At 37.2% G+C, this 14660-nt stretch carries 13 protein-coding genes; 8 read left to right on the top strand and 5 right to left on the bottom strand.

Annotated elements, in window-relative coordinates:
* The 3 genes from EHQ62_RS15395 to EHQ62_RS15385 form a co-directional block, all read left to right on the top strand.
* A partial coding sequence (locus EHQ62_RS15395) for a class I SAM-dependent rRNA methyltransferase (protein ID WP_135644478.1) occupies positions 1–1092 on the top strand: 1092 nt, incomplete at its 5' end.
* Between the two features lie 25 nt (positions 1093–1117).
* Complete coding sequence (locus tag EHQ62_RS15390) at positions 1118–2542, top strand: MBOAT family O-acyltransferase (protein ID WP_135644476.1); 1425 nt, start codon at positions 1118–1120, stop codon at positions 2540–2542.
* Between the two features lies 1 nt (position 2543).
* A complete protein-coding gene (locus EHQ62_RS15385; RefSeq protein ID WP_135644474.1) occupies positions 2544–3683 on the top strand; it encodes a DUF1574 domain-containing protein in 1140 nt (379 codons plus the stop codon).
* Here EHQ62_RS15385 and EHQ62_RS15380 read toward each other — a convergent pair.
* A complete protein-coding gene (locus EHQ62_RS15380; RefSeq protein WP_135644472.1) occupies positions 3668–4270 on the bottom strand; it encodes a J domain-containing protein in 603 nt (200 codons plus the stop codon). The two genes, EHQ62_RS15385 and EHQ62_RS15380, sit on opposite strands and share 16 nt — an antisense overlap.
* A gap of 62 nt (positions 4271–4332) precedes the next feature.
* Here EHQ62_RS15380 and miaB point away from each other — a divergent pair, with 62 nt between their 5' ends.
* The 3 genes from miaB to EHQ62_RS15365 all read left to right on the top strand — a co-directional run bounded on the left by miaB (position 4333) and on the right by EHQ62_RS15365 (position 8196).
* Positions 4333–5706, top strand: coding sequence for a tRNA (N6-isopentenyl adenosine(37)-C2)-methylthiotransferase MiaB (gene miaB / locus EHQ62_RS15375; RefSeq protein ID WP_135644470.1), 1374 nt, complete (start codon positions 4333–4335; stop codon positions 5704–5706).
* Complete coding sequence (locus EHQ62_RS15370) at positions 5703–7295, top strand: LptF/LptG family permease (protein ID WP_135644469.1); 1593 nt, start codon at positions 5703–5705, stop codon at positions 7293–7295. The genes miaB and EHQ62_RS15370 overlap by 4 nt, the downstream gene beginning before the upstream one ends.
* 70 nt (positions 7296–7365) lie before the next feature.
* Positions 7366–8196: a hypothetical protein gene (locus tag EHQ62_RS15365; RefSeq protein ID WP_135644467.1), complete on the top strand. Its 831-nt coding sequence runs from the start codon at positions 7366–7368 to the stop codon at positions 8194–8196.
* Between the two features lie 3 nt (positions 8197–8199).
* Here the strand turns inward: EHQ62_RS15365 and EHQ62_RS15360 are convergent, their stop codons facing one another.
* Positions 8200–9000, bottom strand: a complete 801-nt coding sequence (locus EHQ62_RS15360; RefSeq protein ID WP_135644465.1) for an FcpA-related putative periplasmic flagellar protein — start codon at positions 8998–9000, stop codon at positions 8200–8202.
* A 71-nt stretch (positions 9001–9071) separates the two neighbouring features.
* On the opposite strand from EHQ62_RS15360, the gene EHQ62_RS15355 reads away from it, so the two are divergent.
* Positions 9072–9506 (top strand): methylglyoxal synthase, encoded by a 435-nt coding sequence (locus tag EHQ62_RS15355; RefSeq protein ID WP_135644463.1) that lies wholly within the window; start codon positions 9072–9074, stop codon positions 9504–9506.
* Here EHQ62_RS15355 and EHQ62_RS15350 read toward each other — a convergent pair.
* A complete protein-coding gene (locus EHQ62_RS15350; protein ID WP_135644461.1) occupies positions 9483–9959 on the bottom strand; it encodes an SRPBCC family protein in 477 nt (158 codons plus the stop codon). The genes EHQ62_RS15355 and EHQ62_RS15350 overlap by 24 nt on opposite strands.
* 27 nt (positions 9960–9986) lie before the next feature.
* Between EHQ62_RS15350 and EHQ62_RS15345 the strand changes: the two genes are divergently transcribed.
* Positions 9987–10562 (top strand): hypothetical protein, encoded by a 576-nt coding sequence (locus EHQ62_RS15345; protein WP_135644459.1) that lies wholly within the window; start codon positions 9987–9989, stop codon positions 10560–10562.
* Here EHQ62_RS15345 and EHQ62_RS15340 read toward each other — a convergent pair.
* Positions 10528–12540, bottom strand: a complete 2013-nt coding sequence (locus tag EHQ62_RS15340; RefSeq protein ID WP_135644457.1) for a tetratricopeptide repeat protein — start codon at positions 12538–12540, stop codon at positions 10528–10530. The genes EHQ62_RS15345 and EHQ62_RS15340 overlap by 35 nt on opposite strands.
* A complete protein-coding gene (locus EHQ62_RS15335) occupies positions 12521–14599 on the bottom strand; it encodes a 6-bladed beta-propeller (protein WP_244241805.1) in 2079 nt (692 codons plus the stop codon). Before EHQ62_RS15335 ends, EHQ62_RS15340 begins: the two co-directional genes overlap by 20 nt.
* Between the last annotated feature and the right edge of the window lie 61 nt (positions 14600–14660).

Here is a 14660-nt window from a genome sequence, read left to right as displayed (position 1 = left end):
GGAACAAGTGCGGGGGATATTGTCGAAGTACAAGCACATGATGGTTCTTCTTTGGCCTGGGGTTTTTTTGATCCTGGGAGCCAAATTCGGATCCGTTTGTTTTCCTTTCGCAAAACAGAAGATGGAAAAAACAAGGATTACTGGTTTGAAAAATGGAAAGCCATTTTGCATTTGAAACAAAGTTGTTTGCCGAAAGAGACAAATGGATTTCGATTGTTTCATTCAGAAGGGGATGGAGTGCCTGGCCTTGTTGTGGATGTCTATGACAAAACAGCCGTTCTACAATTAAAAACTCCTGGAGCCATCCGATTACGAAAGGATTTAGTGCAATTCCTCGATGGTATGGGTTTTGAAACCATTATCGAAAAACGGGATAAAAAGGAAGACCCAAAAGGCGAAAGTTTTTCTCTTCTGAAAGGAACTCTTACGGAAACCAAATTCCTTGAACATGGAATCCATTTCCTAGCGGACTTACCATTTGGCCAAAAAACTGGATTTTTTTTAGACCAAAGGGACAATCGCCTCTTACTTGGTTATTATGCCAAAAACAAAACAGTTTTGAATACCTTTGCTTATACAGGGGCATTTTCCATTTATGCTTTGTTAAATGGGGCAAAATTAGTACACAGTTTGGATATATCAAAACAAGCTTTGGACCTTTGTGAAAAAAATTTAATGTTAAATGGCCTAACCAAAGAAATTGAAACCGGTAAACACAAATCATTGGTTATGGATTCATTTGATTATCTAAAAAACATGGAAACAGGCTTTTATGACCTAATCGTTTTGGACCCTCCCGCTTTTACAAAAAATGTTTCCACAGTAATGCAGGCTAGTAGGGGGTATAAGGAAATCAATATGAAAGCAATTTCAAAGGTAAAAGAGGGTGGCCTCGTGTTTACCTTTTCATGTTCCCAACATATTTCTGGCGATTTATTCAAAAAAATTGTGTTCGGTGCGGCAAAGGATGCGAGAAAAAAAGTTCGAGTTTTGCACCACTTAACCCAAAGTCCGGACCACGGGTATTCCATTTTCCACCCAGAGGGTGAATACTTAAAAGGGCTTGTGATTCAGGTTGATGGAGAAATATAAAGAAAAATATTGGTGAAATCTTAGAATGAAATTTACATCGCTTAGTTTCCTCTTGTTCTTTTTGGTCGTGTATGGGATCCATTGGATGGTCCGAGGCCAATACCGCTTGGTATTTTTATTCCTCGCGTCATTTGTATTTTATGCAGCTTGGTCGATTCCGTTTGCATTTCATTTTTTGTCTTTAGTTTGCCTAAACCACTGGATGAACAAAAAGATATTGAAGGACAAAACGAGTGTATGGTATCCAGTTTCGTTATTCATCAATTTTGGAAATCTTTTCCTATTTAAGTACTTTTACTTTCTTTGGTCGATTTTATTTGAGATCACAGGGAGTGCCTTTTTTTCGGAAGGAGCCGTACAAACTTTTTTCCAATCACAGTTTGGTTTTGATTCCATCACTTTGCCTCTCGCAATCAGTTTTTATACATTCCAAATGGTTGCATATACGATAGATGTAAAACGGGGTAATGCAAATGAAAATCCAAATCTATTGCAATATAGCCTTTTCATTTTCTTTTTTCCCCAACTTGTTGCAGGTCCCATTGTCCGACACGGAGAATTCTTTTACCAACTTGAAGTTTGGAATGCCAAAAAGGAACAGTTGTTTGAAGGATATTATTTAGTTTTTTTAGGTTTATTCAAAAAGGTTGTGATTGCGGATAATCTTTCTTCCGTAATTGATCCTATTTTCATAAATCCTGATGCCTATGATGGTGTTTCCAATTTGGCAGCGATGTTAGGTTATATGGCGCGTATCTTTTGTGATTTTAGTGGGTATACCGATCTTGCTCGTGGTTTAGGCAAATTATTGGGCATCAATTTACCTGAAAACTTTCATGCACCCTACCTTGCCACATCAGTAAGGGAATTGTGGACTCGTTGGCATATGACTCTTGCAACCTGGATCAAAGACTACATTTATTTTCCATTAGGTGGTTCGCGAGTTTCTGAATACCGAGGGTATTTCAATTTAATGCTTACTTTCACATTGGCAGGATTCTGGCACGGTGCAAATTTTACCTTTATGATTTGGGGTTTTTTACATGGATTTATGTTGAGTTTTGAAAGGAAAATAGATCTTTTATTTTTCAAATCAAAAGAGGGCCAACCAAAACCATGGAAAAAGTTCGCTGGATTTCTTTATACTTTTTCATTTTTTGTTTTGTCTGTTCCTTTCTTCAGTGCACCTAGCGTCCATAATGCGGTTTCTATGTACACACGTACATTTACCAATGCAAGTGGTGAAAGGATTAACCAAATGGAAAAAATCGGATATTCCTTATTGTTAACTTTTTTATTGAATTATCTACAAACAAAACCAAGTTTCCCTAGAGAAAATTGGTCAACGACAAAGAGTTTTACGTTTTTACTTCTCTTTTCGATCGTCATCACAATTTTACTCGGTTATTTAGCACCAGGAGGAACGGAGTTTATTTACTTCCAATTCTAATATGAAAAAATCTTTTCCTGTTGTTTTATATCCTTTGGTTTTAGCATTTTTACTTTTTTGTATTGATAAATTATTTTTTTTACCAGTGGTCGTAGAGAATACGTACAGTTGGAAAAAAATCGAACGGAAGTTTTATGAATTAAAAGAAGATTTGTTTGAGGTTATGCTGGAGGAAGCAGAAAAAAATCCAAACAAACAAATTGGATTGATCCTTGGTAGCTCCCGTTCTGGTGAATTTGATTCAGAAATGTTGGAAACATATTTTCCAAACACAAATTCGTTTAATTATGCTGCTCCTTTTGGTCCTCCTAGTTTCCAAGCCTATTGGTTGGAACGTGTTTTAGAAACAAAATTAAAGCTTCGGTATGTGCTCATCGAAGTGGACCCACTTTTATTTTCGCGTGCCTCCATTGATTATTCTCTCAATGGTTCTTATGATTTAGGTTACGTCCTTGAAAACATTGATTTTTTTCGATCCAGAGCGAAGGACCCTTGGCAAACCAATGCAAAAGGATTTTCTGTTGATGAAGCGGAAGTTTATTTTCTTAAAAAATTATTTGCTCTCTACAAGTATCCACTCGATCCCACTGCAATCAAAGCAAATAACAAAGAAATTGAAATTGGTTTTTTTCCTGGTATGACAGCAGGGATTACTGGAAAAGAACACAAACGAGGATACATTGACAAAATTAAATTGGTGAACCGTGTGAAGTTTGGAGCCCTTCCAAATGAAATCAAATTTGCCAACATGGATGTGTTTTTAGAAAGAGATGCAGAGGCTATGTACAATCAATATTTAAAAGGCCAAAGTTTATCTCCGACACAAATTTATTTTTTTAAACGAATGTTACAGAAGTTACAAGGGACTGGAATCCCAGTGATCGTTTATTTTCCTGTTGTTTCGGAACCATTAAGGAAACGAATGGCTTTGGATGGTTTACTGGATAAATTCAATTCAGAAATAAGAAAGGAAGTGGGATTGGTTTCCAAAACTCCTAATTCAAAGTTTACGGTTGTGGACCCTAGTTTGGATTCCAATTGGAAGTGTAAGGATTTTGTGGATTCCCTCCATTTGAGTGGGGCATGTTTTCCCAATTTATTACCCATTCTATTTCCAAAGTCGGTTCAACCTGGTTTTTGAAGGCGTCTTTTTTCCAGTTGCTTTGGTAAATACAGAAAACGGAAACATAAATAACCTAAAAAACTAAAACATAAAAAGAATAGGGAAACAGTATCAAAAGGATTTTGTTCATTCGGTGCTGTCGTCTGACTGGGTTGGATGAAAAAAGAGCGATACAAAACAATCCCTGCGTACAACAAAAGATTGCCCACCAAGTAAATGGTTGTTTTTTTCAAAATCCAAAGTGTTTCCCCCATTTCTTCTCGGAATTTGCTGAATTCATTTAGGATCTCGTGGTAGGATTTTTTATGAGCAAGGCGGTATACATCGTAGGCTTCTTCGATTTCCGGGTCTTTGGCTTTTCCATCCAGAAGGACAAATGTAAAGTCTAGTTCTTTGTCGTATCGCTTTCGTCCATCTGGGTCGGAAAGGGTCAGGTAGGCTTTTGTTAGTTCTAAGATTTTTTCTTTTGCTTCGATGCTACCACTTGTTGTGAGTAGTTTCCAAAAGGCAATTTCTGAGGTATAGACTTCCTCAATCATTTCGCGTGTGGCATGCCTAGGGATGCCCAAAATTTCATAGTAGGTTTCCCGTTTTGTCCAGGCCATATACCCTTTAGTTTCGTTTCTTCTTTGCTTTACAAGGAATTTTACTGGGAAATGATACCAATATGAACCCAACCGTCACAGAAAGCCAGGAAACACCCCCTTCCATCCAATTGGGAAAGGTTTATGTGGAGACCTATGGCTGCCAAATGAATGAATACGATTCTGGCATCGTTAAAGAATTGTTCCGAAAGGAACATTACGAAACCACAAATTCGGTGGAAGACAGTGATATCATCTTTCTCAATACCTGCGCTGTTCGCGAAAATGCCCATGCGAAAATCTATGGCAGATTACAATCCCTCGGTTACTTAAAAAAGAAAAACCCCAATCTTGTGATTGGAGTGCTTGGGTGTATGGCACAGAATTTAGGAGAGGACCTTTTCAACCAAGAATTACCTCTGGATCTCATCGTTGGGCCAGACAATTACAGAACCCTTCCTGAACTCATTCAAAATATCCGCGCCGGGGAAAGGGATGTCCAACTCACTAGACTTTCCAGAACCGAAACCTATGATGAATTGGAACCAAAAGTAGTGAATGGCATCCAAGCCTTTGTCACAATCATGCGTGGTTGCAATAATTTTTGTACCTTCTGTGTAGTACCTTACACCAGAGGGCGTGAAAGGAGCCGTGAACCAGAATCGATCATCCGAGAGATCAAAGAATTGGAATCGATGGGTGTGAAACAAGTCACACTGCTCGGACAGAATGTAAACAGTTATTCCTTTGAACGTTATGATTTCTGTGCTCTTGTTGAATCCATTTTAAAAGAAACAACGATAGAACGAGTAAGATTCACAAGCCCTCATCCAAAAGACTTTCCTGACCATCTAATTTCACTCATGGCAAAAGAAGAACGTTTTTCATCACAAATCCACATGCCTTTACAAGCTGGTAGCTCTAAGGTACTCCGTGATATGAAACGAAGTTACACAAAGGAAGAATATTTGGAACTAGTAGCAAGGATTCAGTCTGTGATACCAGATATTGGAATCACATCTGATATCATTGTGGGTTTCCCTGGGGAAACAGAAGAAGAGTTTCAGGAAACGTTAGAAGTTGTGAACAAAGTGAAGTTTGATATGTCTTATATGTTCAAATATTCTGAACGTGAAGGTACAATTGCAAAACGAAAATTTATTGATGATGTACCGGAAGAAACAAAAAGTAAACGATTGATAGAACTTGTTGAGTTACAAACCAAAATTTCATTAGAAAAAAATATTTCGAAAATTGGAAAAACTTTTTCAATTTTAATCGAAAATACTTCGAAAAAATCAAAACAAGAGTTATGTGGTAGATCGCATTGCGGGCGTATGGTTGTTTTTCCAATCCCTGAAGGCCATTCCTCAGACTTATCCGATTGGATCGGAAAAACTGTGAATGTAACAATTGAACAAGCTACCAGTGCAACCTTAAAGGGAAAACTTGTGTGAGTAAACAGGTTGATTTAAGAACCGTTCGTGTTTTTTCCAAAGATGATTTGCCTCCAGGCTTTATGGTGGAGACGGATCGTTTGGGAAAATGGAAACGATTCAAACCTTCTATTTTAAGAATTTATATCTTAAAAGAAATTTTAAGTCCCTTTTTAGTTGCTCTTTCCTTTTTTACAATGATTTATATGGCGGTCGCCATACAAAAAATGATTGGCCTCTTTGTGGGTAAGGGAGTCGATTTTTTCCGGTTATTAGATTATATGGGATATGTATTTGGAAATACTTTACCCATGACCATTCCTATGGCCTGCCTTATGTCAGGGATTATGGCGGCAGGAAGGTTGTCTGGAGATTCTGAAATAACCGCCATGCGTGCTTCGGGTGTTTCCTTTCCCTATATTTATAGTAATTTTTTATTATTTGGTTTTGTGATGACCTTACTTGTTGGTTATCTTAATTTTTACCTGGGACCAGAAAACACCCGTAAGATGAAGGATTTTGATAACTGGATTGCAACCTATAATCCATTGCTTGCCATCCAACCAGGACAATTTTCGGGAGACAAAACCCAGGATTTCTTTTCGGAAAAAGGTCGAACCATGTATTCTGGCGGAGTGGATGAAGATGGAAACTTAAGTAATGTGCAAATCCGCGAATGGGCTATTTCAGCTGCCGGAACTGACTTCATCATGGTAAACAATTTAGCTGTCCCAATGGGTGGGTCAAAGATGTTACAAATCATCAATGCCAAAGAAGGTTTACTTGTCGAAAAGAAGAATAGTTCAGGGGAATTTGAAAAATCAGTCCGGTTAAAGAAAGGTTATGTGATCGAATGGGACCCTGAAACCAATGCCATTGGAATCACCAATTTTATGAATGGTGAGATGGACTATAACACACCAGCCAAAAAAGATACCAAAACCATGAGTATCAATGTAAAACCTGATACTTTCTCCTTACCTATGTTAATCGAAATTCGTAATGCAATCGAATCAGATGGTTTGGAAAAAATCCCTGGATTAGAAATTTTAAAAGAGTATGGGCTTTCCATCAAAGGTGTGGGTGGCTTAAAACAAATGGTGGAACAATTTAAGTATGAGATCATCATGGGTGCAAGCTCTGGAAACCAAGAAGACGTCACACAAAAATTCACGCTATATTCTCAACTTTCAGAACTATTAAACGAATCCAAAAAAACACTCACTGGTTTTAATGTGGAAATCCACAAACGATTTGCCACACCACTTTCCTGTCAGATTTTTTTCTTTTTATCATTCCCATTGGGTCTTGTTGTGAAACGATCGGGAAAGGGAATGAGTTTCACGTTAGCTGTTGTTTTTTTGCTCATCTATTATACATTTTTTATATTTGGGTCGGGGATTTCCTATAAGGAAAACGTTCCGGATTGGGTAGGGCCATGGTCTGCCAATATTGTCATTGCCACACTTTCTATCTACATCATGATTTCCCGTACAGATGCCAAATTACCCGACTCCATTCGAAATAAATTGGGTTTTTACTTCCGTACAAGAGACCGAATCGAAATCCTTTGGGAATCGTTAAAAAATCGAATTCCAAAGAAAAAATAAGACAAAATTTGCTAGAAAATTCCACTATCTACGGTTCCATAGAGACTAGTTGTAGTTTAGGAGATCGGGTTTGAAAACTTCATACATTTGGAATCTTTCCCAAGGCCGTCCGTTTCCGGTGGAGCTTTGGAAACATTCAAAAATCAAAATCCAAGTGAACCAAATTGGTTTAAAAGAACTGGATCAAATTTCAATCACTCCAAACGATATTCATATTGCATTCATCCAAGTGACCTTTGCTGAATGGAAGGAAATCCAACCCAAGGTCAAAACAATCTTTGAAGCCAGTCCCTTTGTATCATTGGTACTAGTTTCCTCTGAAGATGGAGAGGCCCAAATCCAAGAGATGGTGCAATCACAACCAAAGTATTTAGTTTTAGAAAACCCATTGCATGTAAGAGAACTAAGGATGATTTTGGATCGAACCATCCAATCTGAGTCTTACAAAGCAGCGGCACTTGATATCGGCAACTCCTGTTTGGAAAATGTTGGATTCTTTGAAGGTGTGTTCTCTTTGGCCCACCAAGAATACGAAGAATCAAAAAAAGAAAACGAAGCCCTTCGTTCCATCCTCCAATACGAAGAACTTGTCAAACGTTCCCAAGCGGGAATCAATCATGCACTTGAAAAAGTGAATGATATGAAAAACCAAGAACTGATTGAGTTACATGAGCGGGTGAAAGCGAGCCAACAATTGGATGAGTTGCGGGAAAAAGAACTAAAACAAGCTTTGGAATTACAAAAGGCAACTGAACAAGTGCTCAACTATTCCCGGATCGAAGAAATGAATTTAGACAAAATTTTACGGGCCCAAGATCGTTTGTTCGAATACACAGAACAGGAAATTAAGGAACTTGTCGAAGAAAATCGTGCTTTAAAAAAGAAATTAGGAATGATGTAGACTTTAAAAGTCTTTTCCCACTTTTTCTTCGATGGTTGCAAACTCCTTTGATTCGCGACCATAATGGAGTTCGGCAAACCGTAATAAATGTTTTTTCTTTAACTCTTTAAACTCATAATAGAGTTCTTGGTTTTTCGATCGAAGTGCATTTTGTTCCATTTTCTCATAGGAAAGCGCAAGTAGCCTATGAGGCTCTGCTTCCATTTCATTTTTTGTCGAAATGTCAATGTAACGAATGGTGAAATCAATTACCTGCAGGTAGTTTTTGAATGACTCTTGGTGTTTGATGTATTCTCGATAAATCCCCGACTTAAGATCGATATAGGAAGGGCTTTCTTTTACCTTTGGGTTTTCGATTTTATCGAGTAGGTTCATTGCCTTCACCAAACGTAAAGTTGTTTGTGACCTTAGATCATATAATTGTTTTTGGAATTCTTTTTCTTTGTTTTCTCTTCTAGCTACTTTCTGCCATTCATAACGGTCTTCGTAAAATACTTCTTTTTTAAAATCCTCACGCCGTTTTTCGAGATTCTTTTTTCCAGATTCAAAGCCATCAATGGCAAACGAATATTCTTTACTGGCATCGCTCCATCGTTTTTGGGAATTTTTTTCATCAACTAAATCGAGAACAGGTATGGTTTCCACATTCAGTGCATTTTCTCCCCAAGGCGAACCTGATTCTGGTTTCGTTGGTAAAATGGATTCAACACGTGAATCTCCATTTGGATTGGCATCCTTGGCAAATAAACTGGGTAGAGACAGGAAAACCAGGAAGATCCAAAAAAATCGGTTTTGCATTACCATTTCAGGGAAACTTTCCTTGAATCCTGGATATTGGCAAGAACTATCAATTTATGGTACTAATACAAAGAAAAATGGAAACCACAAAAAAGATTGTTCTCATTGCTCATGATAACAGAAAAGAGGATCTTTTGGATTGGGTGAAATACAATAAGGGAACCTTAATCAAACACCATCTGTCTGCCACAGGGACAACCGGTAAACTCATTCACGAACAAATTGGCCTGCCAGTATTTCGCTTCATTTCGGGTCCACTTGGCGGAGACCAACAAATTGGAGCTAAAATTGTAGAAGACTCCATTGACTTTATGGTATTTTTTTGGGATCCACTTTCTGCGCAACCTCATGATCCAGATGTGAAAGCACTACTTAGAATCGCCGTATTGTATAATATTCCTATGGCTTGCAATCGTTCCAGTGCAGACTTTTTAATTTCATCACCACTTATGGAAAAAGAATACAACAGGCAACTCATTGATTATGGATCAAGAATACCCACAAAAAATTAATCGGTATTTTGTTTGAAAGTGCTTTGCTGTCAATTGGTGCCTTTTTCTAAACAGGTAATATAAAATTGGAAAAATAAAAAATTTTGATAGGGGCCATAAAAAAAAGGAGATTTGCACTTCATCTGAGAGGATGGATTCGTTCGGGTTTCCTTTTACATCTAAAAAACGATGTGAGTGTAAAAACATTCGGAATGGACCCTTTTCTTGGTTGTCTTGGAAAATTTGATTTTTTTCATATATTGTATGTTTTGCGATCCATGTTGTGTAAACAAAGGGAATCAATGGCACTTTTAAAATGGCGACTTCACCAACCTGTATGGAATTAGGTTTTTGAATGATTTTTATCCCAGGGTTTGCTTGCATCAAAGTCGTAAATCCGATTGGCTCTTCGTGGAATTGGAACAATTTTTCCTTTGGAATGGGGAACTGGGATCGGAAAATGAAAGTGTTCATATCCATTAGAAGGAGAATTTTGATCCAATGACTTGGTTTTTTAGAAAAAAAAACACAGAAACTTCTAAACTCAATTTGGATACCATCAAACAAATTGCGCATGAATCAAACAAACGAGGAAAAGAACAAGTTTTGTTTGCCACAATCAAACGAAATGTAAGTGGTAGGGGAGAAGTATTAGTTGGATTCCAAGATAAAACTCCTCTGGACAATGGTTTGGTTCGTTATGAAACAAAGGAAATAGAAACACAGTTAGGCAAAGGTGAATTCAAATTCCAAGAAGGAAAATTCTATTTTTATCCCAATGTTGATATCGAATGGCACCCAACTCCCAAAAAAAACATCCATAAAATAGTATCCAATTATGATTTCTCGAATGATTCAGTTTACTTGGAACCGAAAGACTATGGGAATCTTCAATCCGAATTGTCCAAATGTTTCCAGGAAGAATCAGTAGAATCCGTTTTTCTAAATGGCAATATTTGCCAGTTGGAAATCACTGATTTGGATTCTGAAAAAGAATTGAGGATTTCGGAAGCACTCCTCGACTACCTTTCCTCTTTTTACCTTAGTCCTTTTTCAAAACCACAGAATCACCAGTAGCGAGTTCTTTCTCCCAACCCCTCATTTTGGGTTTCACACTTGCAATTGATTTTCCAAGGATGAGGATTTCTCCATCAAATAAAACTTTCCCTTGTCTTTCAAAAGAGATTGTGGAGTTATTTTTTAAACCATCGTCCTTACCTATGGAAACAATCACTTCATCTTTTTTGACTTTAAGGATTTTCCCTTCAACAGGTAACAGTTGTTTGATTCTCTCACTGATTCGATGTAAAATCGTTGGTAAACTGTCTCTACCCCTTTGGTTGGTTTTCCAATTGGCAATGTCTTTCAATTGGTTTCTATCATATACCGAGATATCAAATTTGATGTCACCATTTTGGATTTGGTACTTACCATGAACTACATAACGAACCTTAGTTGCATTTTTTCGTTTTGAATCTAAGTGGTGGAGGTTATCAATTGAAAATGGAATGGTTTGGGAAAATGGATGGAAACTTGATTCTTTTAAAAGATTACGAATTTGTTTGAATTCTGATCCTTCGATTACTCTAACAGATAACATATTTTTTAATTGGTAACGTAATCCATCCGCAAAAAGCCTTCCTGCTTGTAAGTGGTCAGGAAAAGGAGAAATGGATTCTAAATCGAATACAAAAACTTCTGGACTATAACGAATTGGTGAATCCAAAACTGAATTTGGATCAATTTGAATGTATCCTTCCTTGAATTCGATGGACTCCTTTAAATTTTTTAAGACAAATTCTAGTTTATTTTGGAGTTTAAACGAATTCGGATCCTCTTCTCGAAGGCGTAATAACAAATTTGTATACCTAACAGCATCACCAGACAAATTATAAAATTCCAACAATTCCTTTCTAATTACAGGTGTTTGGGCACTCAGATCTCTAGCCCGGAATAGATGGAACAAACTACTTTTGTGGTATAAGGAGTGTTTTTCGGAGTAAAATCGATCCCTTCTGTAATCACCCAATTCTCTTCTTAATTTGGATTCTTCTTTTTCATATTCGATTGCATACTCTTCTGCCTCATAACGAAGGACTTCATCCAAATCATTTAAAGTTAAGGCTCTTCTGTAGTGGAACGAGGCAAATTTTGGTTCTCCTAGTTCCCAGGCAAGATTTGCTTCCAAACTATGGTAAAGTTGGTTCTCGGGAAATTCCCGAGCCAGTTCATAAATTGTTTTGAATGCCTTTTTTTTGAATTCTTTGTCCTGGTTGGCATTTCCTAAAATCAAATCGTGATAAACCAAATAAAACCTAGCATTCTCATTTTTGTGATCCAAATTTAAAGAATTTTCTATCGATTCCTTCACCTGAGGTAAGGCAGAGAGTAATAAATTTGGCTGAAAATAATGTTCGTATAATAAAATTTTGGCTTTGTAGGCAAACCCTTCTGGATCATTTGGCTCTTTTTTCGTGTAAGCATCGATAGCAACTAAGGCGTTTTCATATTGTTTTTTGCTGAAGTAAATTTCACCTAACATCCATAATAAATCAGATGGTTCCTCTAATTTATTTGATAAACTTTTGATTTTGTATAATGCGGAATCTAGTTTTCCTTGTTTGACTAGGGATTTTGCTTCGGCAATCCTCAGGCCAGTATGGTTGGGGTATTCGGTAAGTAGAGGTTGGATTAATTCTGAAATGGATTTATAGTCTTCATCCAATAAATAAATTTCCGATAATCCTGTTACAGCCGGAATGTATTTCGAATCCCTTTGTAAAATATCCAAATAGAATTTTTTACTCTCTTGATAAGATCCTAATTTGAAACTACAGTCCGCAATTCCAAGTTTGGCTTCTATTGAATTTTTATTTTTTTGTAAGGCCGATTGGTAGTATGAAATTGCCTTTGTGCATTGGTTTCCTAATTGGTAATTTTTCCCTTCCGCAATGTCTTCTAAAGCAGACGATTCACCTAAAAGGAGATTTGTGCTGATAAAGAGAATGAAAAGTGATACATAAGCTTTTTTTCGTTTAACGAGGTTCTGGTACAAAATAACCTCCTTCATCTCTTCCTTTTACACCTCTGTGGTCCACACCAATTCCTATTTTTATGTAACGATTGATGAGTTCTGGATTGGTATCAGTTTTATAAGATAGGATATAACGATAATCAAGTTGTGATTTAAATTCTTTGTACAGTTCTCTTTCTTCTCCTTCACCATCTAAGAGGATGTACTTTCCGTTTGTCGGACCAGTGAGGTCGCTCCAGGATTCTTCTAAACTGGGGTTTGGGTTCGTTGTTAATACGTAAATCGGGACAGAATGGGCCTTCGCATAAGAAACAATTCTTGATTTTTGGTATTGCAAAAAACCATCCTCTTTTGCTTCTTTTGATACTAAATAAACCAGGATCTTTGGACCAGTTTCCATTGATAATTTTTTAATCGCTGCGATGCTTGCTTTTCCGAAATTAAATTTATCTTCTGGTTTGCTATCTCGAATTTTCGCCAATACATCACGTAAGGAAACTGTTTCTGGAAGAATGAGTTGGCTGTCTTTTCCTGCGCGGTATAAACTTACTTTATCAGTTTCGTGAAGTGAGCGAAATAAAGGAAACAATCCATCTTCTAAATTCAACTTTCCTTTTTTTAGGGATTCACTATTTTCGTAAACCATCGCAATTTGTAATTTGTCATTGATTTTGTTTTTGTTAGCTAACGAAAAAAGTGGGGTCATATTATCGTTTTCGAATATGCGAAAACTTAATCGATCAATTCCTACTATTTCTTTTCCGGCTCTATTTTTGACCCTAGTGTAGATGTGAATATTGGGAAAATCAGACGTATCAATGGATTCAATTTTTAAGTCAAGGTTGGAAAGTAGGTTATTCTTTTGAGAAAAAATATCAATGCGGTGTTTTCCAAAATCTACAAAATACAAACTGCCTGTTGTGTCCATATTGGTTGCAAATGGTCGAAACAAAACACGGTACACTCCTTTTTTGTCTCGAAATTTTGGCAATTGGTTCCATTCACCATTGGTTAAGGAGTATGTCCAGATGCCAGTTAGTTCATCTGTCAAAAAAATTTGATTGTCTAAAATTCTAATATTTCGCGGTTTTTTCCACTCCGGTTTGGTGATTGTATCTAAGGTATTTCCATCTCCATCAAATACAATCACTTGTAATTTATCTTTATCCACAACATAGATTTTTTGGTCTTCAATGGTAATTCCGGAAGGATTGATTAGTTTGGAATTACCCAAACCAGTGATTTCTAAAACAAACTGTTGTTTTGTGTTGAATTTCTGGATCCGTCCATTCCCGGAATCGGCAACATATAGATTCCCCATTTTATCAAAACAAATGGAAGAGGGCCCACGGAATTGGCCTTGTCCTTTGCCAGGCCCTCCAATCGAAAATAAAAAACTACCAGATAGATCAAATACCAAAACTTCATCACGAGAAAAGTCTGCGATGTAAATCTTTTGGTTATGGTAAACCAAAGAAACGGGACGGTCTAGTTTTCTTGTGATTCCACCGCGCCAGTTTGCAATTGGGTTTCCTGCTGCATTGAATTTGATTACATTCGATGTATCAAACCCAGCTACGTAAAAATTTCCATCTTCATCAAATGTGATATCAACGGGATTACGAAACCGGTACCCACGAATAGAATCCCCTTCAATGGTTTTAAAATAAATTTTTTCTTTTTCCGTAACTCCACCTGCGATTGCTAGGCGAAGGCTTTCAATTTTAGAAGTGATGAGTAAATCATTTTTGGCTTTGGTGGAAAGGATTTCTAATTCATCCAATGCTTCTTCCCATTCACCTAATAGATAGTAGTTGTTGGCAAGTTCCAACCTCGCCAAATGGAAATCTTTTTTTAGGTTCACTGCCTTTTGGAAACGTTCTTTTGCGGCAGAATACTCCCTTTGGTTTTTATAGGTCAATCCCCGTTTGAATTCTTCCTTGGCATTCTCTTCCCCTAAGGAAAAGTTGGGAAAGTCTAGAGGAAAGATTTGGGTGCAGACCAAAAGAAAGATGATGGATACAAACTTTCGCAAAAAAAACTCTCCCTCTGTCCCCCAATTTAATGGGACATAATCCACAAGTCAACCCCTTCCTTTTGGTTCAGGGGAGCTTGCCCTCTTTATTCTCGACAGATTCGCC

The organism is Leptospira jelokensis (assembly GCF_004769635.1).
In the GTDB taxonomy this organism is placed as follows: domain Bacteria; phylum Spirochaetota; class Leptospiria; order Leptospirales; family Leptospiraceae; genus Leptospira_A; species Leptospira_A jelokensis.
This window is presented reverse-complemented; position numbering and strand designations above follow the sequence as displayed.

Bases quoted from the DNA above. Each gene is read 5' to 3' on its own strand.
- EHQ62_RS15380 (WP_135644472.1), bottom strand. From the start codon at position 4,270: ATGGCCTGGACAAAACGGGAAACCTACTATGAAATTTTGGGCATCCCT.
- EHQ62_RS15355 (WP_135644463.1), top strand. From the start codon at position 9,072: ATGGAAACCACAAAAAAGATTGTTCTCATTGCTCATGATAACAGAAAA.
- EHQ62_RS15345 (WP_135644459.1), top strand. From the start codon at position 9,987: ATGACTTGGTTTTTTAGAAAAAAAAACACAGAAACTTCTAAACTCAAT.
- EHQ62_RS15350 (WP_135644461.1), bottom strand. From the start codon at position 9,959: ATGAACACTTTCATTTTCCGATCCCAGTTCCCCATTCCAAAGGAAAAA.
- EHQ62_RS15385 (WP_135644474.1), top strand. From the start codon at position 2,544: ATGAAAAAATCTTTTCCTGTTGTTTTATATCCTTTGGTTTTAGCATTT.
- miaB (WP_135644470.1), top strand. From the start codon at position 4,333: ATGAACCCAACCGTCACAGAAAGCCAGGAAACACCCCCTTCCATCCAA.
- EHQ62_RS15360 (WP_135644465.1), bottom strand. From the start codon at position 9,000: ATGGTAATGCAAAACCGATTTTTTTGGATCTTCCTGGTTTTCCTGTCT.
- EHQ62_RS15390 (WP_135644476.1), top strand. From the start codon at position 1,118: ATGAAATTTACATCGCTTAGTTTCCTCTTGTTCTTTTTGGTCGTGTAT.